Source organism: Stenotrophomonas sp. JAI102 (assembly GCF_013409105.1).
Taxonomy (GTDB): domain Bacteria; phylum Pseudomonadota; class Gammaproteobacteria; order Xanthomonadales; family Xanthomonadaceae; genus Stenotrophomonas; species Stenotrophomonas maltophilia_AA.
Genome location: NZ_JACCCI010000004.1, coordinates 310,216 through 334,742 on the forward strand (window position 1 = coordinate 310,216; position 24,527 = coordinate 334,742).

Below are 24,527 nucleotides of genomic sequence, written 5' to 3' on the forward strand. Positions count from 1 at the left end.
GCGCAAACAAAAACGCCGCCCGAGGGCGGCGTTTCTGCGTCAGCGTGTTACCACCAGCCCCAGCCGCGGTAGCCCCAGCCCGGACCCCAGCCCGGGCCCCACGGGCCGTACGGGTAGGCGGGCACCACATCGACCTGGCGCTGTTCCGGCCACAGGTAGATGACGTCGGCGTCCAGCTTCGGCAGGCGGTAGTCGTACTCGCCGATGCGGGTGTTCTCGTAGCCGCCGATCTTGCCGATGAAGGTCACGTCGCGGCCCGGCTCGAACACCGCCGGATCGTAGAAGCCGGCACGGCAGGCGATGAAGCGGCCGTCACTGGCGTCGGCCGAGGTGGTGCTCGGGCGGCCGCTGCCGTTGAGCGGGCGCGAGATCATCTGGAAGCAGGTCTGGCCCTGGCCCGGATTGGTTTCGATGATGCGACCACCCCACCGTACCGGGGTGCCCACCTGCTGGGTGGGAACCGCGTCGCGCGGGCTGACCATACTGAACTGCCCCTGCAACGGCTTCGGCGCGGTGGCGCAGGCAGCCAGTGCCAGAGAGGCAGCAAGGGGAAGCAGGATTTGAATCTTCATGGGGATGCTCCGGAGGTCGGGCGATGCCTGCGCAGGTCGCGCAATAATGAAGTGAGGTCGACGTCAGCGCCAGCGTAGCGCGCCTGGACGAAACGCGCGCTGAGCGACAGCAGCGCAGGATCGGGTCGCTGCCGGTCCACCCGGCGCGCCCACTCGCCAGCGGGTTCGGCGCTGGCGCGGGACAGCCCATAGCGTGCGTAACGGCGTCCCAGCCGATGCCAGGCCCGCAACAGCGGGTCGCGCTCGCGTTCGCCGCGGGCCAGCAGCCATGCCATCCAGCCTAGCGCGGCCAGCGCGAAGACGATGAAAATTCCGACCAGTTGGCCCGGATCCAGCCGTTTGAAACCAAACGGTTCAAGAAGCTGCTGCTGGCGGTTGGCATCGAAGGACAGGACCAGGTCGTTCCAGCCCCGGCGCAGCCAATCGCCCATCTGTCCGATCTGCAGCCAGCGGCTGTCGAACGTGGCGCCGGCCGCGCCGGCGGCCAGCCGGTCTTCGAGCGTGTCGTAGACGCGCTCGGGCGCCACGGCGGCGGTCGGGTCGACCCGCACCCAGCCACGCCCGGGCAGCCACACTTCGGCCCAGGCGTGCGCGTCCATCCGGCGCAGCACCCAGTAGTTGCCGTAGGGATTGCGCATGCCGCCAGCGAAGCCGGTCACCACCCGCGCGGGGATGCCGGCATTGCGCATCAACACGACGAACGAAGAGCTGAAGTGCTGGCAGAAACCGGCCTGCTGATCGAACAGGAATTCGTCCACGCCATCGCGGCCCGGCTCGGGCGTATCCAGGGTGTAGACGAAGCTCGCCCGGACCCAGTCGAGCGCGCGCTGCACGATCACCGCATCGTTGCTGCCGGCCTCCTGTCGCCATTGGCGGGCCAGCACGGCCGTACGCGGGTTCACGCCGGCGGGCAGCTGCAGCGCCAGTCGGCGTTCGTACGGCGTCAACGCTTCGGTATAGGCCACGGCCGGCGCGGAGGTCAGCCGCCAGCGGGTCAATGCGTTCAGCGGCGCGCGGCTGCGCAGGCTGTGGTTGGCATCCAGCTCGCTGCCGGGCGGCGCCTGCAGCGGCAGGTCCAGCGCGACCAGCTGGCGGCGGTCGGTCGGCTCGTAATCGATCTGGTACTCCCACTGGGTGGCGGCATGGGTCACCGCGGCGGGCGCGCGTTCGCTCTGTCGCGTGTCCTGTTCCCAGCGCTGGCCATCGAAACGGGTCAGTACCGGGCCGCGCCAGTACCGCTGCTGCGGCGCCGGGATCGCACCGAAGAACTGCACGCGCAGCGCCGGGGTGTCATCGGCCATCAGGTCCAGCCACTGACCGGGCTCCATCGTGTCCGACAGCCCGGGCTTGCCGACCGCGCGGTCTGGGATGCCCCACAGCGGTTCGCTCAAGCGCGGGAACAGCCAGAAGCCGGCCAGCGCCAGTGGCAGGCCGAGCAGGACCAGCCGGCCGATGCCGCGCAGTTGGCGCTTGAGCGGCGCCGGCGGTGCCTGGCCCTCCAGGTGCGCCAGCCGCTGCAGGGCGAGCAGGGCGACCAGGCCGGCCAGCACCGCCAGCGCCATGGTCAGCGGGCCCTGGTCGAGCAGGAACGCGGCGAACGGGCCGAACAGGCCGAAGCCGACCAGGCTGCGGGCATCGCGCAGGCTGCGCAGCTCGCTGGATTTCAGCGCGAGCATGGCTGCCAGCAGCGCGCAGCCGGTGTCGCGGCCGGGACGCGGGCCCATCTGCCAGTAGATGGCGGCGAGCATCCCGAGCACCAGCAGCAGGCGCAGCGCGCCCGGCAGCAGGCGCTGGCGTGAGGCGGCGGCGGTGAGCAGGGCGACACCGGCGATGACGGCGGCCAGCACGGTGGGCAACTGCAGCAGCAGCGGCACCAGACCCAGCGCCGCGCTGGCCAGCGTCCAGGCGCGCGCCCCGGGGCTCAGCAGGGCGGCGGGCGTGTCACTCATGGGGCAACAGCGCCAACGCGCGCTGGCACAGATGGTGATGGGCGCTGCCGTTGCCGGGACCGAGCACCGGTTGGCCCGGCAGCTTGAGCGTGTAGCGGCGGCCTTCGCGTTCGGCCAGGTCGACCCAGCGCGCCATCCGCGCGATCCGTGCTTCGGTGCCCAGCGGCGCCAGGCGCCACCAGTCCAGCACGATCTCCACCCCGACCGGTTTTTCGTACTCGCGCACCAGCAGGGTGTCGCGCCGCGCCGAGTGCTTCCACGCGATGCTGCGGGTGGGGTCGCCGGCGCGATAGGGGCGCAACTGATGCAGCTCGTCGCCGCTGGCGTGCACGCGGGTATGCAGCGGATCGCCGCCGCTTTCCGGCAGTGCGGGGGCGTGCGATTCCGGTGCGGCATAGACCAGCAGCGGCGTCTCCGGCCACACCCACGACCACGCCCGCACCAGACCGAGCGGTTGGGTGGTGGCGAGGCGGATCCGCGCCAGGTCGAACCAGCCGCGCTGGTGGGTGGGCAGGTCGAGATCGACTTCGATCTGATCGCTGTCGACCAGATGCCCGAACGCGCTGACCCCGGCGTGCTCCACCTGCAGTCCGCGACGGGCGCGGGTATCGGCGCGGGACAGGCTGATGCGCAGGCGCAACGGCGCGCCCGCCGTCACCGGTTCGGCCGAGACCGCATCCACCTGCAGGCCGGACAGCTGCAGGTGCGCGCTGATCGCACTGGCGATGCTGACGGTGGCCAGCAGCAGCGCCAGCAGCAGGGCCGGGTTGTTGTTGTAGTTCAGTGCGCCGATCAGCATCGCCGACAGCAGCGCGGCGACGAACAGGCCGAAGCGCGTCGGCAGCACGTAGATGCGGCGCCGGTCGAACCGGCACGGCAGGTGCTCCGGTCGGCGCGGCCGCGCCAGGTGTTGCAGTTGCTGCCAGCGGGCTCCCCAGCCGCGGCGCATCTCAGTCGACCTGCACGGTCTGGAGGATGGCGCGGGCCAGCGCGGGCCCGTTGCCGGCTTCGGCCTCCGGCACCAGGCGATGCCCGGCCACCGCGACGAACAGCGTCTGCACGTCTTCGGGCACCACGTGCGCGCGGCCCAGCAGCAGCGCATGCGCCTTCGCCGCGCGCAGCAACGCCAGGCCGGCGCGCGGCGACAGGCCGACGCGCACCCCGGCGTGCTGGCGGCTGCGGGCGAGCAGGGCCTGCACGTAGGTGATCAGGGCTTCGCTGGCATGTACCTGGCCGACCGCCTCGCGCAGCGTGCGCACCTCGATCTCGCTCAGGCGCGCGGTGGCCTGCGCGATCAGATGGCGGCGATCGGTCCCGCGCAGCAGCTCGCGCTCGGATTCCGGATTGGGGTAGCCCAGCGCCAGCCGCAGCAGGAAGCGGTCCAGCTGGGAGTCCGGCAGCGGGAACGTGCCGGACAGGTCGACCGGGTTCTGGGTGGCGATGACGAAGAACGGATCCGGCAGCGGATGGGTCACGCCATCCAGGGTCACCTGCTGCTCGGCCATCGCTTCCAGCAGCGCGCTCTGGGTGCGCGGTGGCGCGCGGTTGATCTCGTCGGCCAGCAGCACATGGGTGAAGACCGGGCCGGGGTGGAACTGGAACTGGCGGCTGCCGGCGTCGTACACCGAGACGCCGAGCACATCGGCAGGCAGCAGGTCGGAGGTGAACTGCACCCGCTGGAAGCCCAGCCCGAGGCTGGAGGCCATGGCATGGGCGAGGGTGGTCTTGCCCAGCCCGGGCAGGTCCTCGATCAGCAGATGGCCACCGGAGAGCAGCGCCACGAAGGCCAGCCGCACCTCCTGCGCCTTGCCCAGCACCAGTCCGTTGACCTGATCCTGGGCGGCGCGAAGGGACTGGCGCAGTACATCGGTTAGCATGGCTGGCACGGGGGGCGAATGATCCATGTCCGTCTCGATTCGATGATTCCACTGATTCTATAGAGCAATGCAGGGCGAACAACGCGCACGCACCATATTCCTGTTGTTGTGGACGCTGGTCACCGCCGTCAAATTGGTGGTGGCCGCACGTCTGCCCTTGTTCGTGGACGAAGCCTTCTACTGGCAGGAAGGCCAGCACCTGGCCGCGGCCTATTCGGACCTGCCCGGGCTGACCGCATGGCTGGCACGTCTGGGCGTGGAGGTGGGCGGCAACCATGTGCTCGCGCTGCGGCTGCCGTTCCTGGCGATCGGTGCCTGGCTGCCCTGGCTGGTCTCGCGCATCGCCACGCGCTGGTTCGGCGCGGTGGCCGGGTGGCAGGCCGGCAGCCTGACGTTGCTGATGCCGCTGTCGGCCACGCTGGGCATGCTGGCCGTGCCGGATGTGCCGATGGCGCTGGCGGCGGTGCTGTGCCTGGATGCCGGCGCGCGCCTGTTGCGCAGTGTCGATGCGGCGGCGGCAGTGAAGCTGGCCGCCGGCCTGGCGATCGGCGCGCTCAGCCATTACCGCTTCATCGGCGTGATCGTGGTCGGCTTCATCGCGCTGCTGGTGCTGCCGCAGGGTCGGCGCATGCTGCGCGATCCGCGCGTATGGGTCGCACTGGCGGTCGGCGTGGTGGCGTGGCTGCCGCTGCTGTCGTGGAATGCCGACAACCATGATGCGGGCCTGAAATTCCAGGTGGTCGAGCGTCACCCGTGGGCGTTCGAATGGAGCGGGCTGTGGTTCCTGGTGATCCAGCCGATGCTGGTCACCCCGATCCTGTGCATCGCGATGTGGAAGGTGGCCCTGGCCGGCACCCGCTCCGGCGGTGGCGCGCGCGCGCAGTGGCGCTACTTCGGCCTGATCGGTGCGGTATCGACGCTGTCCATCTTCGGCCTGGGCTTTTTCACCGATGTGGAGCGCATCAGTTTCCACTGGCCGCTGCCGGGTTATCTCGCGCTGCTGATCGCGGTGCCGGTGGTGCTCAACGGCTGGCCGCGCTGGCTGCGCCGCACCGGCTGGTGGTTGGCCGGTGCCGGCCTCGCCCTGGCCTTCGGCTACTACCTGATGGTCTCCATCCCGAGCGTGCGCGAGCAGCTGGCGGGCTACAAGTATTACCCGCGCAATTTCGCCGGCTGGGAGCCGTTGGCCGGCGCGGTGCGCGAAGAACTGAAACGCATGCCGCCCGGTACGCGCGTGCTGGCCGGCAACTTCAAGGTCGGCGCGGAACTGGGGTTCCAGTTGCGCGATGCCTCGATCGAGGTGCTGCGGCATCCGTTGAACGACAAACATGGCCGCAGCGCGCAGCTCGGCCTGTGGGGATTGCTGCACGACGGCCAGCGCGATACGCCGATGCTGCTGGTGCTCTCGCCCAGCGATCAACGCTATCGCGATCTGCTGGAGCGTTACCACGCGGTCTGCGAGCAGGTGGGGCCGCTGCCGCCGCCGCGCGTGGTCAGCAACGATCACGGCTATCAGCGCTTCCTGCTTTTCAGGCTGCCGGCCGAGCGCGCCGAAGGGCCGTGCGTGACCCCGGCGATGGCCTGGGTGGATGCGCCGCAGCCCGGCGCGGCAGTCGGCGACACGCTCGAGGTGCGGGGCTGGGCCTTCAAGGATGGCGTCGGCATCGATCGGGTCGAGCTGCTGATCGATGGCACGCCGGTTGGCGATGCGGTCTATGGGCGCGTGTATGACATCACCGGCGCCTGGGAGATTTCCACCGATCCGCAGCACCCCAACGTGGCCTTCGATGCCACGCTGAAGACCGACCACCTTGCGCCCGGCCGCCATTGGCTGGGCATGACGCTGCACGGCAAGGACGGCAGCGTGGAGCAATGGCAGGAACAGGCCTTCACCGTCCCCGCGCGCTGAGCGCACATGCTCTTCCATGGATGAAACCGTCATGCGCACTACGTCGCAGGAATCTGCCCCCTTGTCTGCTGTCTGCCCGCCTGCTGCCCACGCGCCTGCCGCGAAGGTATCGCCCGTGCTGACGCGCCTGCTGTGGTGCGCGGTCGCGGCCGTCGTCGGGGTGGGCCTGGCGGCCATGGCCTGGCTCTCGCCGCGCGTGCCGTACGCCGATCCGTGGCGCTTCACCCAGAAGCTGCTGGAGATGCCATGGCCGTCCAACGTGCTGGTGTCGGACAACGGTCACCGCGAAATCCTGCCGAACCTGGTGCGCTACGCCGAGCTGTGCTGGCTGCACGGCAATCAATGGCTGCAGATCGGCACCGGCATGGTGTTGGCGCTGGCGACGGTGTGGCTGCTGGCCCGGATCCTCAAGGCCGATGCGCTGGCGCCGTCGGTGCGCGCCGCGGCAACTCTGGTCGGCGTGTTGTCGATCTTCTGGCTGGGCAGCCAGCGTGTGCTGACCCATGGCAACGAGTCCGTGCATGCCTACCTGATCACCGTGGCGCTGATGGCCGGTGTCGCCCTGCTGCTGCGTGGGGATCGCCGCGGTGCGGTGCTGGCCGCCGTGTGTGGCGTGGCGGCGACGTTCTCCTTCGGCAGTGGCGTGGCGGTGTTCGTCGGTCTGGCGGCGGTGCTGGCGGTGCGTCGTGCGCCGGTGTCGCACTGGCTGCCCTTGATCGCCGGGCTGCTCGCGGCGGTCGGCCTGCACCTGGGCATGGGGCGCACCGGCATGCCCTCGCAGATGGGCCTGATGCCGTTGGCACAACTGGACGTGCTGCTGCGCTGGCTGGCCTCGCCCTTCATATATCTGGCGTGGCCGGCACTGGATCCGGCGGCCGCCCAGCAGCTGCCGTTCGCGCCGCTGCGCAGCGCGGTGCATGCCGTGGCCAGCGCATACCAGTCGCTGTTCGGCCCGGTCATGACCTCGCGCTGGCCGCATCTGCTGATCGGCGCGGCCGGCGTGGTCGGCCTGCTTGGCATGACCTGGCGCAGCGGGCAGCGCGGACGCAGCGCCGGGGCAGGCGAATCCGTCGCGCTCGCGATGGCCTGGTTCGGTCTCGCCGTGGGGGGGCTGGTTGCGCTCAGCCGCTGGTCGTATTTCGCCGACTTCCCCGCACAGCTGGCCGCGCCGCGCTATGTGCCCTGGTCGTGGCTGTTCTGGTCCGGCCTGCTGCTGTGGACGATCGTGCGCGTCGGCCCGCGGCGTCCCCGCGCGGTGGCTTGGGCGGCGCTGCTGCTCGCGCTGGCGGCCCTGCCGAGTACGGCATGGATGGCCTACCTGGGCGCCAGCATGCAGCGCGTGGCCAACATGACCGCCACGGCCGCGGCGGCCGGCGTGGTCGATCCGGACCAGACCCATGGCGAGAGCGTGCCCGCCGAAGTGCAGGCTGCGCTGCCCAGCCTGCGCGCGCACCGCAGCGCGATGTTCGCCTGGCCGGAAACCGTCTATCTGCAGGAGGCGCGAACGGCGACAACGACCGTGGCCGTCCCGATCCGCGATGTGTCCCTGGTGGCCGTGCGCAACACGCTCGGTGGCACGGCGTGGCGCATCGACTTCGCCGCGCAGAGCAGGGCGCCGCGGCTGGTCCTGCACTGTGCGGGACGGCCGGTGGGCCTGGCCATGCCCGTGGCCGGGCGCTGGGTCGGCTGGGCGACCGGCGACCTCGATGCGGGCTGCCTGCAGGCGCGGCAGCTGCGCTGAGACTCAGGGCAGGGTGTAGCCGGCCTGGCGCAGCAGCTGGCTCAGCGCGATCAACGGCAGCCCGATCAGGGCGGTCGGATCGCGGTTCTCGATCGCCTCGAACAGGGTGATGCCCAGGCCCTCGCACTTGAAGCTGCCGGCGCAGTCCAGCGGCTGCTCGGCGGCCACGTAGCGGGCGATCTCGGCTGCGCCCAGGGCCCGGAAGTGGACCCGGGTCAGGTCGCAGGTCTCCAGCGCCTCGCCATCGCGCACCAGGCTCACCGCAGTGTGGAACGCCACCACCTGCCCGGACATCGCGGCCAGCTGCGCGTGGGCAGCGTCGACCGTGCCCGGCTTGCCCAGCGGGGCGCCGTTCAGTTCCGCGACCTGGTCCGAGCCGATCACCCAGCGGCCGGGGTGGATCCGGGCCACCGCCTCGGCCTTGGCCCGCGCCAGGCGCACCGCCACGGCGCGTGGGGCCTCGCCGGCGGCGGGCGTCTCATCCACCTCGGGGCGGGCGGTCTCCAGGGGCAGGCCGAGCCGCTCCAGCAGCTCGCGGCGGTAGCGGGAAGTAGAGGCAAGCAGCAGTGGGGTCATGCGACAATACCGGCACGGAAGGTCGGCAGTCTGGGCCCTTCGGGCGGGGATCGGCAACCTGACTGCGCAGGTATTTGACAGCAGCCCGGACGATCCTTAACATTCAGCGGCTTATGTCCGCAAACGTGCCCGAAATGCTGGATGCTTGGCGGATGGTCGCAGCACGCAGGTGCTTCGACGGCCAGGTGGATCTAGCGGAATTGACCCGCCTCCAGGGCCTTGTCGCCGATACCGAAGGAACGTGCACCTATGCACTGGAATTCGCGCACGACGACATCCTGCAGGTATCCTATGTTGAACTGTCCATCGACACCGCGCTGCCGCTGATCTGTCAGCGCAGCCTGCAGCGTTTCCTGTTGCCGGTATCGATGGTGCAGCGGCTCGGCCTGATCCGCAGCGAAGAGGAAGAGTCCTCGCTGCCGGAAGGCTGGGAACCGTGGCTGGTGCCGGAAGACGGCATGCTGCGACCGCTGGAACTGGTCGAGGACGAACTCGTCCTGGCCGTGCCCGTCGTGCCGCTGTCTCCCGATGGTGAGGCCGTGGACAAGGACTGGGCACCGACCGAAGAAGAAATCAGCAAGGCCAATCCGTTCGCGGCATTGGCGGCACTGAAAAAACAATAGCAGCCGGATTGTCGTCGGCGGCTGCGGCGAAAGCGAAAACTGTGCTGGGCGCTGGCGTCCTGCGCGACGATACGACGAAGCAAAACGAACCGAGTTTGGAGCAATCCCATGGCTGTGCAGAAATCCCGTGTCACCCCGTCCCGCCGCGGTATGCGCCGTGCGCATGACGCCCTGAGCGCCAAGCAGCTGTCCACCGATCCGACCACCGGTGAAGTGCATCTGCGTCACCACATCACCGCTGACGGTTTCTACCGCGGCAAGAAGGTGATCACGACCAAGTCGAACTCGGCCGTCGAAGAAGATTGATTTGTGAAGGCCGCTGCCCGGTCGGGTGGCGGCCTTTGCCCCATTCTTCCCGATCACCACGTTTGGTGATCGTGCTACAGGACATGCAATGAGCAAGCGGATCTACTCGAGGATCGCGGGCACTGGTAGTTATTTGCCCGAAAAAGTGTTGACCAACCAGGATCTGGAGAAAATGGTCGACACCAGCGATGAGTGGATTCAATCGCGCACGGGTATCCGCGAACGGCACATTGCGGCCGAAGGCGAGACCACCAGCGACCTCGGCTACCACGCCGCGGTACGTGCGCTTGAAGCGGCCGGTATCGACGCTTCGCAGCTCGACATGATCGTGGTGGGTACCACCACGCCTGACCTGATTTTCCCGTCCACCGCGTGCCTGATCCAGGCCAAGCTCGGTGCGACCGGCTGCCCCGCCTTCGACGTCAACGCCGCCTGTTCGGGCTTCGTGTTCGCGTTGAGCGTGGCCGACAAATTCATCCGCTCCGGTGATGCACGCCACGTGCTGGTCATCGGTGCAGAAACCCTGACCCGTATCGTCGACTGGACCGAGCGCACCACCTGCGTGCTGTTCGGCGATGGCGCGGGCGCCGTCGTGCTCAAGGCCGACGAAGACACCGGCATCCTCAGCACCCACCTGCACTCGGATGGCAGCAAGAAAGAGCTGCTGTGGAACCCGGTGGGTGTCTCGGCCGGCTTCGGCGAGGGCGAGAATGCCCGCGGCGCGATCCTGATGAAGGGCAACGACGTGTTCAAGTACGCCGTCAAGGCGCTGGACTCGGTCGTCGACGAAACCCTGGAAGCCAACGCGCTGACCAAGGACGACCTGGACTGGCTGATCCCGCACCAGGCCAACCTGCGCATCATCGAAGCCACCGCCAAGCGCCTGGACATGTCCATGGACCAGGTCGTGGTGACGGTGGACAAGCACGGCAACACCTCCTCGGCCTCGGTGCCGATGGCGCTGGATCACGCCGTCCGCTCCGGCCGCGTCGAACGTGGCCAGCTGCTGCTGCTGGAAGCCTTCGGCGGCGGCTTCACCTGGGGTTCGGCTCTGCTGCGCTATTGATAGAGTCAGTTACGACAACGTGACGCTGTCGTTACGGCCCCATTACGGGGTCGTATGCATTTCAGGAGAACTGTCATGGTTGAGCCCATCGTCATTGAAGGGCAGCGCGCCTGGCTGAAGCAGTACGGCGAAGGAAGCCGCGTGGTCGCGCTGGGCCTGCTGAATTTCATCGCACGACGCTTCCAGCTCGATGCGCTGCGCCCGCCGCCGCACCGTGGCGGCGACGCCGCCCGCAGGACCGAAGCCCGCCGCCTGTCCGAACTGCAGGCCCAGGGCGTCAACGTCCCCAACGTCATCGGCAGTGGCCACGCGGCCCTGGTGCTGGGCGACAACGGCTCCTCGTTCAACACCTGCCTGCGCGACGCCGACGACGCCGGCCGCGACCGCCTCGTGTCCGCGGCCATGCATGCGATCGCCCAGGCGCACGGCAAGGGCGCCTATTTCGGCCAGCCGCTGCCGCGCAACCTCACCTGGGATGGCAGCGCCATCGGCTTCATCGATTTCGAGGAAGACCCCCTGGAAGTCATGGACCTCGCCCAGGCCCAGGCCCGCGACTGGCTGATGTTCGGCTACGGCGTCGCCAAGTACTACGAGGACCGCCCGCAGCAGCTCCAGACCCTCATGGCCCAGGCCATGGACGGCGCCGAAGCCCCGGTCCTCGCGCATGCCCACGACGTCACCGGCCGCCTGCAGGGCCTGGCCCGCGCCAGCCTGAAGATGGGCCGCTCCGCCCGCGCGCTGGCCCACTCCATCCTGATCGTCCACGGCGCCACCACGCTGGGCGTGCTGATGGTCGTGGCCCTCTGCTTCGATTTCTTCACCGACGGCGACCTGGACATCCTCCAGCTGTTCACCTGACGAAGGGCCCGACATACGCGGCAGTACAGACGAAGGGCGACGTTCCCCTTTATCATTCGCCGTTCGATTTTTGCAGGCGGATGATCGCGTGACCGATACCAATCTCGCATTCGTGTTCCCGGGCCAGGGCTCGCAGTCGCTGGGCATGCTGGCCGAACTGGCCGAGCTGCACCCGCAGATCCGCGAGGCCTTCGCCGAAGCCTCCGACGGCGCCGGTGTCGACCTGTGGGCGCTGTCGCAGGGCGGTCCCGAGGAAATGCTCAACCGCACCGAATACACCCAGCCGGCCCTGCTCGCGGCCAGCATCGGCGTGTGGCGCGCCTGGAACGCCGTGGGTGGCACCCAGCCGGCCGTGCTGGCCGGCCACAGCCTCGGCGAATACACCGCCCTGGTGGCCGCCGGCGCGCTGACCCTGCGTGACGGCGCGCATCTGGTGCGCCTGCGCGGCCAGCTGATGCAGGAAGCCGCCCCGACCGGCGTCGGTGCCATGGCCGCCGTGCTCGGCGCCGAAGACGCCCTGGTCGCGGAGGTCTGCGAGCAGGCCGCCGGCAGCCAGGTCGTGGTGCCCGCCAATTACAACTCGCCCGGCCAGATCGTCATCGGTGGCGACGCTGCCGCCGTGGATCGTGCGCTGGCGCTGCTGGCCGAGAAGGGCGTCCGCAAGGCCGTCAAGCTCGCCGTCAGCGTGCCCTCGCACACCCCGCTGATGCGCGAAGCCGCCAACCGCCTGGCGGAAACCATGGCCGGCCTGGACTGGCGCGCTCCGGCACTGCCGGTGGTGCAGAACGTCGATGCCCGCGTGCATGACGGCGTCGACGCCATCCGCCAGGCGCTGGTGCAGCAGCTCTACCTGCCCGTCCAGTGGACCGGCTGCGTGCAGGCCCTGGCCGGCCGTGGCGTCACCCGCGTGGCCGAATGCGGCCCGGGCAAGGTACTGAGCGGATTGATCAAGCGCATCGACAAATCGCTGGACGCGCGCACACTGTCCACGCCCGCCGATTTCGAGACGGCCCGCGAGACCTGGGCCGCCTGATGTCTTCCGATCGCGTCCGTGCTGGAATGGCTTCGTGCCAGGCCGGCCGGACCGGTCCCGTTTGAGGAAATGAGATGAGCAAGCCCCTTCAGGGTGAAATCGCACTGGTCACCGGCGCCAGCCGGGGTATCGGTGCCGCGATCGCCGACGCACTGGCCGCGCAGGGCGCGATCGTCATCGGCACCGCCACCACCGACGCCGGTGCCGCCGCCATCGGCGAACGCCTGGCCGCTGTGGGTGGCCACGGCCGCGCGCTGAACGTCACCGACGCCGCTGCGCTCGAGGCCGTCCTCGACGGTATCGCCAAGGAATTCGGCGCCATCAGCATCCTGGTCAACAACGCCGGCATCACCCGCGACAACCTGTTGCTGCGGATGAAGGAAGAAGACTGGCAGGCGATCCTGGACACCAACCTGACCAGCGTCTTCCGCACCTCCAAGGCCGTCATCCGCGGCATGATGAAGGCGCGCAAGGGCCGCATCATCAACATCGCCTCGGTGATCGGCGTGACCGGCAATGCCGGCCAGGCCAACTACGCCGCGGCCAAGGCCGGCATCATTGCCTTCTCCAAGTCGCTGGCCAAGGAAATCGGCTCGCGCGGGATCACCGTCAACGTGGTCGCGCCGGGCTTCATCGATACCGACATGACCAAGTCCCTGCCGGAAGAGCAGCGCACCGGCCTGGTCAAGTCGATCGCCCTGGAGCGGCTCGGCGAGCCGTCCGATATCGCCAACGCGGTGGCGTTCCTGGCCGGTCCTTCGGCCAGCTACATCACCGGCGAAACCCTCCATGTGAACGGCGGCATGTACATGCCGTAAGCATGTGGCGCATGGATTGCGCCGCAAGTGGTTGATCCGTTTGATGTTTTGCTGCAATGCAAGGTGTCGCTGGTTTCCACTACACTATCCCACGGTCATCCCTCACCGGATGGCGTCATTTTTGAACCACTACTCCATCTGGAGCGATATCCAATGAGCACCATCGAAGAACGCGTCAAGAAAATCGTCGTCGAACAGCTTGGCGTCAAGGAAGAGGAAGTCACCAACAGCGCATCGTTCGTCGATGACCTGGGCGCTGACTCGCTGGACACCGTTGAACTGGTGATGGCGCTGGAAGAAGAGTTCGAGTGCGAAATCCCGGACGAAGAAGCCGAAAAGATCAGCACCGTGCAGGCTGCGATCGACTACATCAACGCCCACGTCAAGGCTTGATGTCAGGCGGCTCGCGCGCGGCCGTGGCGATTGCCGCGACCGCGTGCGGCAAACCCATGGGGCCGCGCTTGCGGCCCTGTGCTTTTGAGCGTTATACCGCGTGATACCCGCAACATCCGGGTCAGGAGAATCTGCAATGAAGCGTCGCGTCGTCGTTACCGGCATGGGCATGGTCTCGCCATTGGGCAATGATATGGCCAGCAGTTGGAAGGGCATCACCGAAGGCCGTTCCGGCATCGGTCCGCTGACCAACGTTTCGCAGTCCTACCTGGACCGTTTCACCACCAAGATCGCAGGTGAGGTCAGGGACTTCGACATCACCGCCGACAACGAACAGTTCGGCAAGTTCCGGGTCACTGGCAAGGATGCCAAGAAGATGGACCCGTTCATTCATTACGGCCTCGGTGCCGCCTTCATGGCCTTGAACGATTCGGGCCTGGAAATCACCGACGGCAACGCCGAGCGCATCGGCGCCATCGTGGGCGCGGGCATCGGCGGCCTGCTGGGCATCGAAGAGCAGACCATCGATTTCCACGAGGGCAAGAAGATCTCGCCCTTCTACGTGCCCAAGACCATCATCAACATGCTCCCGGGCCAGCTGAGCATCATCACCGGCTTGAAGGGTCCGTCGTTCTCGGCGGTGTCCGCCTGCGCGACCTCGAACCACTCGATCGGCACCGCGATGCGCATGATCCAGTACGGCGATGCGGACGTGATGGTGGTCGGCGGTGCAGAGCGCGGCTCCTCGCCGACCGCCCTGGGCGGCTTCTGCGCGATGAAGGCGATGAGTACCCGCAACGATGCGCCGGCGGAAGCCTCGCGCCCGTGGGACAAGGAACGCGACGGCTTCGTGCTCGGCGACGGCGCCGGCATCCTGATCCTGGAAGAGTACGAACACGCCAAGGCGCGTGGCGCGCGCATCTATGCGGAGCTGGCCGGTTTCGGCGCCAGCTCGGACGCGTACCACATGACCGCCCCCAGCGAGAACGGCGAAGGCGCGGCACGCTGCATGACCATGGCGTTGAAGGACGCCGGCGTGACCCCGGACCAGGTCGGTTACCTCAACGCGCACGGCACCTCCACGCCGCTGGGCGACCTGGGCGAAACGATGGCCATGAAGACCGCGTTCGGCGACCACGCCTACAAGATGATGGTCAGCTCCACCAAGTCGATGACCGGCCACCTGCTCGGCGCGGCCGGCGGCGTGGAAGCGATCTTCTCGGTGCTGGCGCTGCGCGACAACATCATTCCGCCGACCATCAACCTGCATGAAGCGGGCGAGGGCTGCGACCTGGATTACGTGCCGAACACCGCACGCGAGGCCAAGGTCGATGTGGTGATGTCCAACGGCTTCGGCTTCGGCGGCACCAACGGCACGCTGGTGTTCAAGCGCGTCTGACCGCCCGTTCCGTGTCCTCCCACCCGGGCCGCCATCATGGCGGCCTTGGTGTATCTGGCCCCCGCGCACGCTGCGCCCTTCCGGTGTCCTGTCATGTTCCAGACGCTTCCGCTGCCCGCCACCACCGACCTGCTGGCCCTGCAGCGCCTGGCCCCGCAGCGCTACCCGCTGCTGATGGAGTCCACCGCCTCGGGCACCGCCCAGGGGCGCTGGGATCTGCTGCTGATGGGCAACGGTGAAGCGCTCGCACTGCACGCCGACGGCGTGGTGCGCGATGCGGACGGCGTCGCCCATGACGGCCGCTTCCTCGACGTACTGGACGCGCACTGGGCCGCGCTGCGGCTGCCGCGCGAAGCGACCACGCTGCCGTTCCGCGGTGGCTGGGCACTGATGCTGGATTACGAACTGGCTGGCCAGATCGAGGACGTGCTGGCCTTGCCGGCGCGCGCCGATGGGCTGCCCGCCGCGCTGGCCCTGCGCTGCCCGGCGGCGGTGCTGCATGACCGCGTGCTCGGCCAGTTCCACGCCGTCTGCGAGACTGGACAGGCGGCGCTGCTGCAGACCCTGCAGGACGACCTCGCCGCGGCCGCCACGTTGGCTCCGCTGCCGACGTGGCAGCCACCGGTCGCGATCGGTGAGGACGCGCCACAGCGCTTCACCGATGGCGTCGGCAAGGTGATCGACTACCTGCGTGCGGGTGACGTGTTCCAGGTGAATCTCTCGCGGCGCTGGAATGCGCAGTTCGCCGGGACGCTCTCGCCGCAGGCGCTGTACGCGCAGCTGCGCGTGGCCAATCCCGCGCCGTTCGCCGGGCTGTTCATGGCGCAGGGCAGGGCGGTGGTCAGCTCCTCGCCCGAGCGCCTGGTCTCGGTGCACGGCGATGACGTGCAGACCCGCCCGATCGCCGGCACCCGCCCACGCTTCGCCGGCGATGACGATGCCGCGCGCATCCAGGAGCTGGTCGGCCATCCCAAGGAGCGCGCCGAGCACGTGATGCTGATCGATCTGGAGCGCAACGACCTCGGCCGCATCTGCGCGCCGGGCAGCGTGGAGGTGGATGAGCTGATGACCGTGGAGAGCTACGCCCACGTCCACCACATCGTCAGCAACGTGCGTGGCCGCCTGCGTGCGGAGATCAGCCCCGGCCAGGTGATCGCTGCGACCTTCCCCGGCGGCACCATCACCGGCTGCCCCAAGGTGCGCTGCATGCAGATCATCGCCGAGCTGGAGCAGACCGCGCGCGGTGCCTATACCGGCGCGTTCGGCTGGCTGAACCGCGATGGCGATCTGGACCTGAACATCCTGATCCGCACCGCCGAAGTGGCCGCCGACACCGCCAGCTTCCGCACCGGGGCCGGGATCGTGGTCGATTCGGTCGCCGACAAGGAGCTGGACGAAACCCGTGCCAAGGCCCGCGGCCTGCTGCGTGCGCTGGGCAGCGATGCCTGAGCCGTTTGGCGGTGTGCAGTACCCGCGCGGTATGCTGCGCGGCGAAGAATTTCATTCGAGGTGACCATGGCGGGTGCGAAACGCGGATGTCTGGCCGTACTGGCCGTGCTGCTGGTGGTGGCCCTGCTGGTCGCGGCCGCGGGCGCATGGTTCTGGCATCGCCAGGGCACCTTTGCCGATGCGCCGGTCACCCCCAGCGCCGAGAGCATGGTGATCGCCTCGGGCGATGGCTTCAGCACCGTGCTGGGCAAGCTGCGCCAGGCCGGCGTGGACGAGGGCAGTGACACCCAATGGCAGCTGCTGGCGCGCCAGCTCGACGCCGCCGGCAAGCTCAAGGTCGGTGAATACGCGCTCGATCCCGCGCTGACCCCGCGCGAGCTGCTGACCCGCATGCGCCAGGGCCGCGTCCTGCAGCACCGCGTCACCATCGTGGAAGGCTGGAACATCCGCCAGCTGCGCGCCGCGCTCAAGCGTGCCGATCCGCTGGTGCACACCACCGATGCGCTGGACGATGCCGCGCTGATGAAGGCGCTTGGTTTCCCCGGCGAACATCCGGAAGGCCGCTTCCTGCCCGAGACCTACGTCTACCAGCGCGGCGACAGCGACATCGACGTGCTCAAGCGCGCGCATGCCGCGATGGAAAAAGAACTCACCGCAGCGTGGGACAGCCGCGTGGACGATCTGCCGCTGAACTCGCCGTATGAGCTGCTGATCCTCGCCTCGATCATCGAGAAGGAAACCGCACTGCCCAGCGAGCGCCCGCAGATCGCCGGCGTGTTCATGCGCCGCCTGAAGATCGGCATGCGCCTGCAGACCGACCCGACCGTGATCTACGGCATCGGCAGCAGCTACGACGGCAACATCCGCAAGCGCGACCTCACCACCGATACGCCGTACAACACGTACACGCGCGCCGGCCTGACCCCGACCCCGATCGCCATGCCCGGGCGCGATGCGCTGCATGCGGCCGCGCAGCCGGCCAAGGGCGATGCGCTGTACTTCGTGGCGGTCGGCGATGGCAGTGGCGCGCACATCTTCTCGGCCACCTACACCGACCACAACGCCGCCGTTGCCCGCTACCTGCAGCAGCTGCGCAGCAAACGTACCCAAGAGGCCGCACCCCGATGAGTCCCGCGCTGCACCGGCACCCGCATTTCGTCAGCCTGGAAGGGGGCGAGGGCGCCGGCAAGACCACCGCCATCAACGCGATCCGCGAGGCCCTGCTGGCCCGCGGGCATGAGGTGGTGCTGACCCGCGAGCCCGGCGGGACCGCGCTGGCCGAGCGCATCCGCGCGCTGGTGCTCAAGCCGGACGCGGAGATCGCCGCCGAGCCGCTCTCGGCCGAGGCCGAGCTGCTGCTGGTGTTCGCCGCCCGCGCCCAGCACGTGCGCCAGGTGATCGCCCCGGCGCTGCAGCGCGGTGCCTATGTACTGTGCGACCGCTTCACCGATTCCAGCTACGCCTACCAGGGTGGTGGCCGCGGCCTGGACCCGGCGTGGATCGCCGATCTGGAGCGCCGCGCCGTCGGCCTGCTGCCCGGCCTGACCCTGCTGCTGGATGTGGACGTGGCGGTCGGCCGTGCGCGCGCCAACGGCCGCGACATGTGGCCGGACCGGATTGAAAGCGAGCACGATGATTTCTTCCAGCGGGTGCGCGCGGTATTCCGCCAGCGTGCCAGCGAAGACCCCGCACGTTACCGCCTGATCGACGCCGGCCAAGACCAGGCCGGCGTCGCCGGTGCGGTGGTGGCGGCCGTGGATGCATGGTTGGCACAGGAGCCGGATCGTGGCTGAACCCTTTTCCCCCTGGCAGCAGCGCGCCTATGACCAGACCGTGGCCGCGCTCGACGCCGGTCGCCTCGGCCATGGCCTGCTGTTCTGCGGCCCGGCTGGCCTCGGCAAGCTCGGCGTCGCGCTGCGGCTGGCCGAGCACGTGCTGGGGCAGGGCGAGCCGGCCGCGGCCAAGCGCAGCGCCCAGCTGCTGGCCGCCGGCACCCACCCGGACCTGCAGCGGATCTCGTTCATCCCCAACAAATCCGGCGACAAGCTGCGCACCGAGATCGTGATCGAGCAGATCCGCGAGGTCTCGCAGAAGCTCTCGCTGACCCCGCAGTACGGCGTGGCCCAGGTGGTGATCGTCGATCCCGCCGACGCCATCAACCGCGCCGCCTGCAACGCCCTGCTCAAGACCCTGGAAGAGCCGCAACCCGGCCGCTACCTGTGGCTGATCAGCGCCGACCCCGCGCGCCTGCCGGCCACCATCCGCAGCCGCTGCCAGCGCCTGGAGTTCAAGCTGCCGCCGCGCGAGGAAGCGCTCGCCTGGCTGCAGACTTTGGGCCACAGCGAGGCCAGCGCCCGCGAAGCACTGGACGCCGCCCGCGGCCACCCCGGCCTGGCCGACCAGTGGCTGCGCGAGGATGGCCTGGCCCTGCGCCGCCAGGTCGCCACGGATCTGGAAGCCCTCGTCGCCGGCCGCTCCGGCGCGGTCGAACTGGCCCAGCGCTGGACCGCCGACGACAACGCCGCCCTGCGCCTGCGCCACGCCGCCGATCTCGCCCTGGCCCAGGCCACCGGCGGTGGCTTGACCGATCCCGATCGATTGCACAAGCTGGCCGCCTGGTTCGATGCGGCCAACCGCACCCGTGACCTGCTGCGCACCACGGTGCGCGCCGATCTAGCGGTGGTTGAGCTGCTGCTGGCCTGGGGAAAGGTCAACGAACGGCACGCCAAGGGGAATAGAGCATGAGCGCCACCAACGCCCGACAGGGCATCCTGTCCCTTGCCGTCAAGGACAAGGCTGCGCTGTACAGCGCCTACATGCCGTTCGTGAAGAACGGCGGCATCTTCGTGCGCACGCCCAAGCGCTACTTCCTGGGCGATGAGGTGTTCCTGCTGCTCACCCTGCCGGACTCCAGCGAGCGCCTGCCAGTGGCCGGTAAGGTGATCTGGGTGACCCCCGCCGGGGCCCAGGGCAACCGTGCCGCAGGCATCGGCGTACAGCTGGCCGACGGCGCCGAAGGGGAGGTCGTTCGCCACCGGATCGAGACCCTGCTGGCCGGCATCCTGACTGCGGACAAGCCCACGCACACGATGTGAAGAAATTTCGGCGAAACCGTTGACGTCGAAATTTGCCGCTCTATAATGAGCGGCTCAGCAGCATCGGGCGGTTAGCTCAGCGGTAGAGCATTGCCTTCACACGGCAAGGGTCACAAGTTCGAACCTTGTACCGCCCACCACGCTGCAACATGAAGAAGCCGGCCGTTTGGTCGGCTTTTTTGTTTGCGGCGCCCGGCGATCCCGCGGGTACATGCCCGGTCAAGGAAGATCCATGCAGCCACGCCAAGCCCCGCTTGAAGCCCAGCACTACGCGCAGTTCCTGGAAGACCGCCAAGCGACGATCGCCTTTTTCCAGGAACACCGCTTCCAGTCCGATTCGGACACGGAAGAACGCTCGCTGCGCGCGCGCTGGTTCCAGCGCCTGGCCGCCGAGCACCTGTACATCACCTACACCGCCGGCCACCCGGTCGAGTCGCTGCCGCCCCTGCTGGAAGCGCTGGTGGAACACGTGGAGCATCGCCAGCAGATGCTTGCCCAGTACGAGCGGCAACCGCTGATTGCGCCGTTTGCGATCGATCACTGGCCGGATGAATACCTGGAATGCACGCAGCTGTTCGCGCTGTGCATCCTGTTGGGGCGTCCGGACCTGCTGGCGCGCGTGGCCGCCTTGATGGACCAGGCCAACTTCGTCGCCAGCGATACGCTGTATGAAGACCTGCTGATGCGCGTGCTGCCGGACCGGCATGATGTCGACGAGTGGTTCCACGACTACTGCACGCCGCTGGTCCAGGCCATCTACGCCGATACACCGGAAGAGGCCAGCACGCTGCTTGCCACCTACTGCGAGGGCTGGTACGCCGCCTTCGAGCACGCGCCCTGGCATGACAGCCATGTGGACGACGATGGCCGCTTCGTCGGCTACTGGGCGTTCGAGGCGGCCGCGATCGCGTATCTCTACGATATCGACGACAGCGCCATCGACCATCGCGTCTATCCGCGCGACCTGGTGGACTACGCGCGCCGCCAGCGCCCGCGCTGAGGCCGGCCAGTCATGCGCAAGACGTTGATCTGGACGATCACGGTGCTTTCGCTGGGGCTGGTCGCGTGCGCGCCGCGCGCGCCTGAAGCGCCGGCGAGCACACCCTGGCCTGGTACGGTTGATGAAGCCGTCGATCGACTTCTGGGCGAACTTCCCGCCGATGACGTCGATTGGATGCGGCGCAACCCAAAGGACGCTGTCATCAGCCAGCTCTACATGGGATACGGCACAGGCGTGCGCAACCAGTTCGGCTTGTGGGGTGGCAACGATGCCCTGCTCAGGTCCTGCGGAACGGACGATCCGGAGGGGTGTTCGATCGTCATCCTCGAGGGACTGTGGGACAGAGTGCAGGCGCAGACAGATCCCGTGTTACGCGCATCCCTGCACTGCCAGTTCGCGACGATGCACAAGATCCGGATCGACACGACGGGTTGGTATCTGCTCACCATTGGAGAAATGCTTGACGCCATGCAGGTGCAGATCGATCGCCAGGTGGCCGACGCGGCTGCGCCTGGCTGCCCCACTCAGTTGCACATCGTGCCCGTGGGCGACCTGAACCGCCAATGCTTCGTGCGTGCGGAATTCGAGCAGGAACAGCCGCTGGACACGGCGCTGATGTGGCTCGGGTTCCGAAGCGGACTGACGCCTCGCCATGCACCGCCGAATCTGGAGTTCACGTTCAACAAAGCATGCGCGTGGCCCGAGCGGCCGATGCAGTTTGTGCCTGAGGTCAAAGCGTCCATTCGGTGATGGGAGGGGGCGGAGGGAGTCAATATGTGCTTCTGCTTGATTGCGGAAGTTGGCTTCGGCCCGAGCGTTGTGAGAGTCTTGAGAGCCGCAAAGGGCTGCGGGCCTACGCATTCCGCAACTCAAATCCCACCAACATATTGCAAGTCCATCCTAGTGAGCTCTTGGGTCGTCCCCATCAAACTTGGGGGCGACAGCAAATAGTGCCTCAGCCCCAACAGCCACTGGGAAATAGCGAACTCCGCGTGTATCTAGATCAAGGTGCTCATACGCTAATGATTCAATGCGAGTAATTTCTAGATTTCCAGGCTCGCCATGTGCTATGCCTCCTAGAACGTCCTGAAGATTAACGCGCGTCTGCAGGTAGGTGGGCCCGGTACAGTCAATGATTATTCCCGACCCAAGTGCGATCCAAGTGTGGAAATCAACAATTGAGGGACGCGCTTTCAACCAATCTCTGAATTTCTCGCGAGAGAAGTTGTAGAGCGTCTTGTTGTCGACGCCAAATTCCCCGATGGTCAAATTTGGGCGCATATCACCATAGTGGGCTTGGATGAACCCAAGAATCGCGTAGTGGGTGTTGGCGCATTGAGCTCCGAACTCATGAACTGGCTCCCGACTCTGTCCAGAAAGCTGGTCTAGAATTTCTGGAATTCTGTGTGAAAGCTCAACAATCAACTCACTGAGCATCGGTAGCGTCGTCGCCAGTTTTTCGTTGTCCACAGAAAGACCCTGCTCTCTCGAAAAGTTCATAGCAGAATGGAAATCGCGCCGATACGTGAACACTGGGAAGCGCATCTGCAACAGTCGATGTGGATGTCGCATAGATAATATAACTCCTGAATTAATCCGGTGCGCAGAGTGGGGCCGCTCTCAATTGATGAGTGGCTACCAGCATCGGCCCCTGGTGCCTGCCTGACTAATGTCCGCTTACCAAGGAGATGTTGTGCCGCCAAAATCTGGCCGCAAGCCTTTCCTGTAGGTCGCCCTCAAAGTGGATCTGTCTACTGCGTGGATAGTGCAGCAGCGTTGAAGCTTGAATGATTCTACCGTGTCTCCAGGTACTCGAGAGGCAAGGAAAGTTCGTCTTCGTAACACTGTTTTAGCCCTCTGACTTAAGCTCACTGTGGAACCAGTTCTTGTTTAAGTGCACTGGGCGGATCTGAGTCAAGGCATTGGTAGGTCTTCTAGTAAGTGTCCGTGAAGACAGGGCATCCCTTAGCGGACAGCGCTATGCCGATAGCGAGACTCTGATGTCTGCCTTTTGTGCTTTCCTGGAAGCCTCCAGACCAGGCGAGCCGGCCTTCGTAACGCGGCGCCAGCGAAACTTAGCAGGAAGTATGCTGCCGTCGGGACCCCAAGAATTATCGGAATCCTTACGCCTGCGTCTAATTGCTCCCACCTCGTACTACTAAGTCGTTTTCCATTAAGAATGAGATAGTCAGCTCCGCCTTCAATCAGTATGGCGGGGCCATCTGTACGGGCGTACATTTTCCCGCTTAGCTGGAGCGTGCTCGTTGCCCCCGTGGGAACTGCCTGTCCATCGATAACCAGATCTCTCACAACCCCAATTAGCGACAGCTGTGAGATCCTGCCTGGCGTAATCGCCTCATGGAAATTCTCTTTGCGGTAGCCAATACTCTTTATCCAGCCATTTGCTCCAGAAACGGTAACGTGACTAGGTTTGCCGAGTTCCTCCAGACTAAGTTGCTCCGGAGCTTCCAGGGATACCACTAGGCTGACGTACGGGACGTTCGTAGCTGCCGACATTTGCTCACCATGCTCGAACACTTCCAAGGCTTCGCAGGAAATGGAAGCCTGTGCCCGTATCATTTCTGAGGCCATCCTAAAGTTAATCACTCGCTCATCATCACCGTTGATCGAGTAGGTCACGCTTCGTGCCTTGAATGCGGCGCCTTCCTCATTTCCAGTCAAAGGAATAAGTCCAAGCACGAATGTTGTTTTGGTGAAATTATTAGCAACTTGGATGGTTCCATTCCCAAGGAATCTACTCACGTCAATCTTCTCAGGATCATCGCGTGATGGATTGACCCAGAACTGGGTGATGCGATCATCTGAAACCGTGACTTCATTGAGCTTCGGATGAATGACGCGAAAATCAGATAGTCCTTCATCCGCTGTAAGTGATAGATTGCGAATCTCGCCAGTGTATATAGGGGGCGACTTGATTGCATCTTCATAGGGAGCATTTTCTCCCACGCAGCCTTGCGTTGCCCACAGAGAGCCTCTTGTCGAGCCTTCGGTAGTCCTCGACCATCCAATTTTTAGGCCGGCTCCACCGCCAATGAAATCAGTTCTGCCATTCTCTGCCTCGCTAAAGTTTCCTAAGAATGAGAACTTGCTGTGATCCTTCCCGTCCACTGAACCACATTGCTTCGACTCGTCCTGGTTACCAGCCCGGCACTGCTGTTCTTCCTCTGTGACGTAGTAGCCGTTGAGAGAGGGCTCGAGCCGAAAGCTGACGGGAGTTGTCGGCACTGTAGTCAAGAATCCGAGAACGCAGAAAAGGATCGTCGCCAGGGCAAAATATCCTATCGCTGGAGCGAGTAGCCAAACGATTCGCTCGACCTTTGCGTTGCCGTTAGCTATGCGCCGGACTATCCTGTTGTCTAGGACTAGAACTAAGGTCAAGGTTGCCAGGATTGCGCCCGCTGCAAAGTTGCAGAGGATGGATGCCGCCAATCCATCCAGCACACCTGACGACAAGTCTATGGCTGTTAGAGAGAGGCCAATCGCTACTGTCCCGGAAGCAAATACGGCTCGCTTTGTAGAAGCTAGCAGCATTGCAGCTGCCGAGAACACTCCAGCTGCCAGATAGGGCGGCCACAAAGCCGAAGTCAGATATGCCTTGACATTAACGAGTTGGCCAACGTTCTCACTGTCGTAAAGTGACGATGTTTCTCCAGATACGAGCGCAACCGCGATAGCTTGCACAAGCGGACCTAGAGCAAACAGAGAAGCCAATGCCAGCCCAGACAGTATAGTCGGCGCGGCATAGGCCCAAAGGGTCGCGCCTCGTGCTTTTCGGAACGAATGCCAACGTTGTGAAAACCTGGATTGCATCTCCCCCCCCCCATTGTAGGTCGCTTCAATGC

Annotated in this window: 24 protein-coding genes and 1 tRNA gene; 18 read left to right on the top strand and 7 right to left on the bottom strand. The window is 66.4% G+C overall.

All coding sequences use genetic code 11. The features are described 5' to 3' along the window. Positions 1–47: 47 nt before the first annotated feature. Genes HDC96_RS16550 through HDC96_RS16565 form a run of 4 tightly spaced genes read right to left on the bottom strand, consistent with a single transcriptional unit; the run spans position 48 to position 4,425 of the window. Positions 48–572 (bottom strand): Slp family lipoprotein, encoded by a 525-nt coding sequence (locus tag HDC96_RS16550; protein WP_019185338.1) that lies wholly within the window; start codon positions 570–572, stop codon positions 48–50. Further along, positions 569–2,521: a DUF3488 and transglutaminase-like domain-containing protein gene (locus HDC96_RS16555; RefSeq protein ID WP_179460904.1), complete on the bottom strand. Its 1,953-nt coding sequence runs from the start codon at positions 2,519–2,521 to the stop codon at positions 569–571. Before HDC96_RS16555 ends, HDC96_RS16550 begins: the two co-directional genes overlap by 4 nt. Beyond that, positions 2,514–3,470, bottom strand: coding sequence for a DUF58 domain-containing protein (locus HDC96_RS16560; protein WP_179460905.1), 957 nt, complete (start codon positions 3,468–3,470; stop codon positions 2,514–2,516). Before HDC96_RS16560 ends, HDC96_RS16555 begins: the two co-directional genes overlap by 8 nt. A gap of 1 nt (position 3,471) precedes the next feature. Beyond that, the gene (locus HDC96_RS16565) at positions 3,472–4,425 is read right to left on the bottom strand and encodes a MoxR family ATPase (protein ID WP_179460906.1); all 954 of its coding nucleotides are present in this window, start codon (positions 4,423–4,425) and stop codon (positions 3,472–3,474) included. 40 nt (positions 4,426–4,465) lie between these two features. On the opposite strand from HDC96_RS16565, the gene HDC96_RS16570 reads away from it, so the two are divergent. Beyond that, the gene (locus HDC96_RS16570; RefSeq protein WP_179460907.1) at positions 4,466–6,307 is read left to right on the top strand and encodes a glycosyltransferase family 39 protein; all 1,842 of its coding nucleotides are present in this window, start codon (positions 4,466–4,468) and stop codon (positions 6,305–6,307) included. A 115-nt stretch (positions 6,308–6,422) separates the two neighbouring features. Next, on the top strand, positions 6,423–8,048 hold the full coding sequence (locus tag HDC96_RS16575; RefSeq protein ID WP_343203022.1) for a hypothetical protein: 1,626 nt from the start codon (positions 6,423–6,425) through the stop codon (positions 8,046–8,048). A 3-nt stretch (positions 8,049–8,051) separates the two neighbouring features. Here the strand turns inward: HDC96_RS16575 and HDC96_RS16580 are convergent, their stop codons facing one another. Then, the gene (locus tag HDC96_RS16580) at positions 8,052–8,624 is read right to left on the bottom strand and encodes a Maf family nucleotide pyrophosphatase (RefSeq protein WP_179460908.1); all 573 of its coding nucleotides are present in this window, start codon (positions 8,622–8,624) and stop codon (positions 8,052–8,054) included. Between the two features lie 113 nt (positions 8,625–8,737). On the opposite strand from HDC96_RS16580, the gene HDC96_RS16585 reads away from it, so the two are divergent. From HDC96_RS16585 to HDC96_RS16660, 16 genes are all read left to right on the top strand, one after another. After that, the gene (locus HDC96_RS16585; protein WP_121043054.1) at positions 8,738–9,247 is read left to right on the top strand and encodes a YceD family protein; all 510 of its coding nucleotides are present in this window, start codon (positions 8,738–8,740) and stop codon (positions 9,245–9,247) included. Between the two features lie 108 nt (positions 9,248–9,355). Next, positions 9,356–9,553, top strand: a complete 198-nt coding sequence (gene rpmF / locus HDC96_RS16590) for a 50S ribosomal protein L32 (protein ID WP_017357626.1) — start codon at positions 9,356–9,358, stop codon at positions 9,551–9,553. An 88-nt stretch (positions 9,554–9,641) separates the two neighbouring features. Next, entirely contained in the window at positions 9,642–10,619 is a 978-nt protein-coding gene (locus tag HDC96_RS16595; protein WP_176990974.1) for a beta-ketoacyl-ACP synthase III, read from the top strand. Positions 10,620–10,694: 75 nt separating this feature from the next. Continuing rightward, the gene (locus HDC96_RS16600; RefSeq protein ID WP_179460909.1) at positions 10,695–11,477 is read left to right on the top strand and encodes a serine/threonine protein phosphatase; all 783 of its coding nucleotides are present in this window, start codon (positions 10,695–10,697) and stop codon (positions 11,475–11,477) included. An 88-nt stretch (positions 11,478–11,565) separates the two neighbouring features. Next, complete coding sequence (gene fabD, locus HDC96_RS16605; protein WP_179460910.1) at positions 11,566–12,510, top strand: ACP S-malonyltransferase; 945 nt, start codon at positions 11,566–11,568, stop codon at positions 12,508–12,510. A gap of 74 nt (positions 12,511–12,584) precedes the next feature. Beyond that, complete coding sequence (fabG, locus tag HDC96_RS16610) at positions 12,585–13,328, top strand: 3-oxoacyl-ACP reductase FabG (RefSeq protein ID WP_179460911.1); 744 nt, start codon at positions 12,585–12,587, stop codon at positions 13,326–13,328. Positions 13,329–13,481: 153 nt separating this feature from the next. Further along, positions 13,482–13,721 carry an acyl carrier protein gene (gene acpP, locus HDC96_RS16615; RefSeq protein ID WP_017357544.1) on the top strand — a complete coding sequence of 80 codons (240 nt, stop codon included), beginning with the start codon at positions 13,482–13,484 and terminating at the stop codon, positions 13,719–13,721. A gap of 136 nt (positions 13,722–13,857) precedes the next feature. After that, a complete protein-coding gene (gene fabF / locus HDC96_RS16620) occupies positions 13,858–15,120 on the top strand; it encodes a beta-ketoacyl-ACP synthase II (RefSeq protein ID WP_176990978.1) in 1,263 nt (420 codons plus the stop codon). 93 nt (positions 15,121–15,213) lie between these two features. Then, positions 15,214–16,569 carry an aminodeoxychorismate synthase component I gene (locus tag HDC96_RS16625; RefSeq protein ID WP_179460912.1) on the top strand — a complete coding sequence of 452 codons (1,356 nt, stop codon included), beginning with the start codon at positions 15,214–15,216 and terminating at the stop codon, positions 16,567–16,569. 66 nt (positions 16,570–16,635) lie between these two features. Next, positions 16,636–17,697, top strand: a complete 1,062-nt coding sequence (mltG, locus tag HDC96_RS16630; protein WP_179460913.1) for an endolytic transglycosylase MltG — start codon at positions 16,636–16,638, stop codon at positions 17,695–17,697. Next, positions 17,694–18,362 carry a dTMP kinase gene (gene tmk / locus HDC96_RS16635; RefSeq protein WP_179460914.1) on the top strand — a complete coding sequence of 223 codons (669 nt, stop codon included), beginning with the start codon at positions 17,694–17,696 and terminating at the stop codon, positions 18,360–18,362. Before mltG ends, tmk begins: the two co-directional genes overlap by 4 nt. After that, the gene (locus HDC96_RS16640; protein ID WP_176990982.1) at positions 18,355–19,314 is read left to right on the top strand and encodes a DNA polymerase III subunit delta'; all 960 of its coding nucleotides are present in this window, start codon (positions 18,355–18,357) and stop codon (positions 19,312–19,314) included. Before tmk ends, HDC96_RS16640 begins: the two co-directional genes overlap by 8 nt. Then, on the top strand, positions 19,311–19,664 hold the full coding sequence (locus tag HDC96_RS16645; protein WP_179460915.1) for a PilZ domain-containing protein: 354 nt from the start codon (positions 19,311–19,313) through the stop codon (positions 19,662–19,664). Before HDC96_RS16640 ends, HDC96_RS16645 begins: the two co-directional genes overlap by 4 nt. Before the next feature lie 65 nt (positions 19,665–19,729). Beyond that, positions 19,730–19,804: transfer RNA gene (locus tag HDC96_RS16650), tRNA-Val, on the top strand. Between the two features lie 92 nt (positions 19,805–19,896). After that, entirely contained in the window at positions 19,897–20,664 is a 768-nt protein-coding gene (locus HDC96_RS16655) for a PoNe immunity protein domain-containing protein (RefSeq protein WP_179460916.1), read from the top strand. Between the two features lie 12 nt (positions 20,665–20,676). Then, positions 20,677–21,414, top strand: a complete 738-nt coding sequence (locus HDC96_RS16660) for a DUF6794 domain-containing protein (protein ID WP_179460917.1) — start codon at positions 20,677–20,679, stop codon at positions 21,412–21,414. Positions 21,415–21,564: 150 nt separating this feature from the next. On the opposite strand, the gene HDC96_RS16665 is transcribed toward HDC96_RS16660, so the two are convergent. Then, entirely contained in the window at positions 21,565–22,209 is a 645-nt protein-coding gene (locus HDC96_RS16665; RefSeq protein WP_179460918.1) for a hypothetical protein, read from the bottom strand. A 420-nt stretch (positions 22,210–22,629) separates the two neighbouring features. Then, entirely contained in the window at positions 22,630–24,366 is a 1,737-nt protein-coding gene (locus HDC96_RS16670) for a hypothetical protein (RefSeq protein ID WP_179460919.1), read from the bottom strand. Positions 24,367–24,527: the final 161 nt, after the last annotated feature.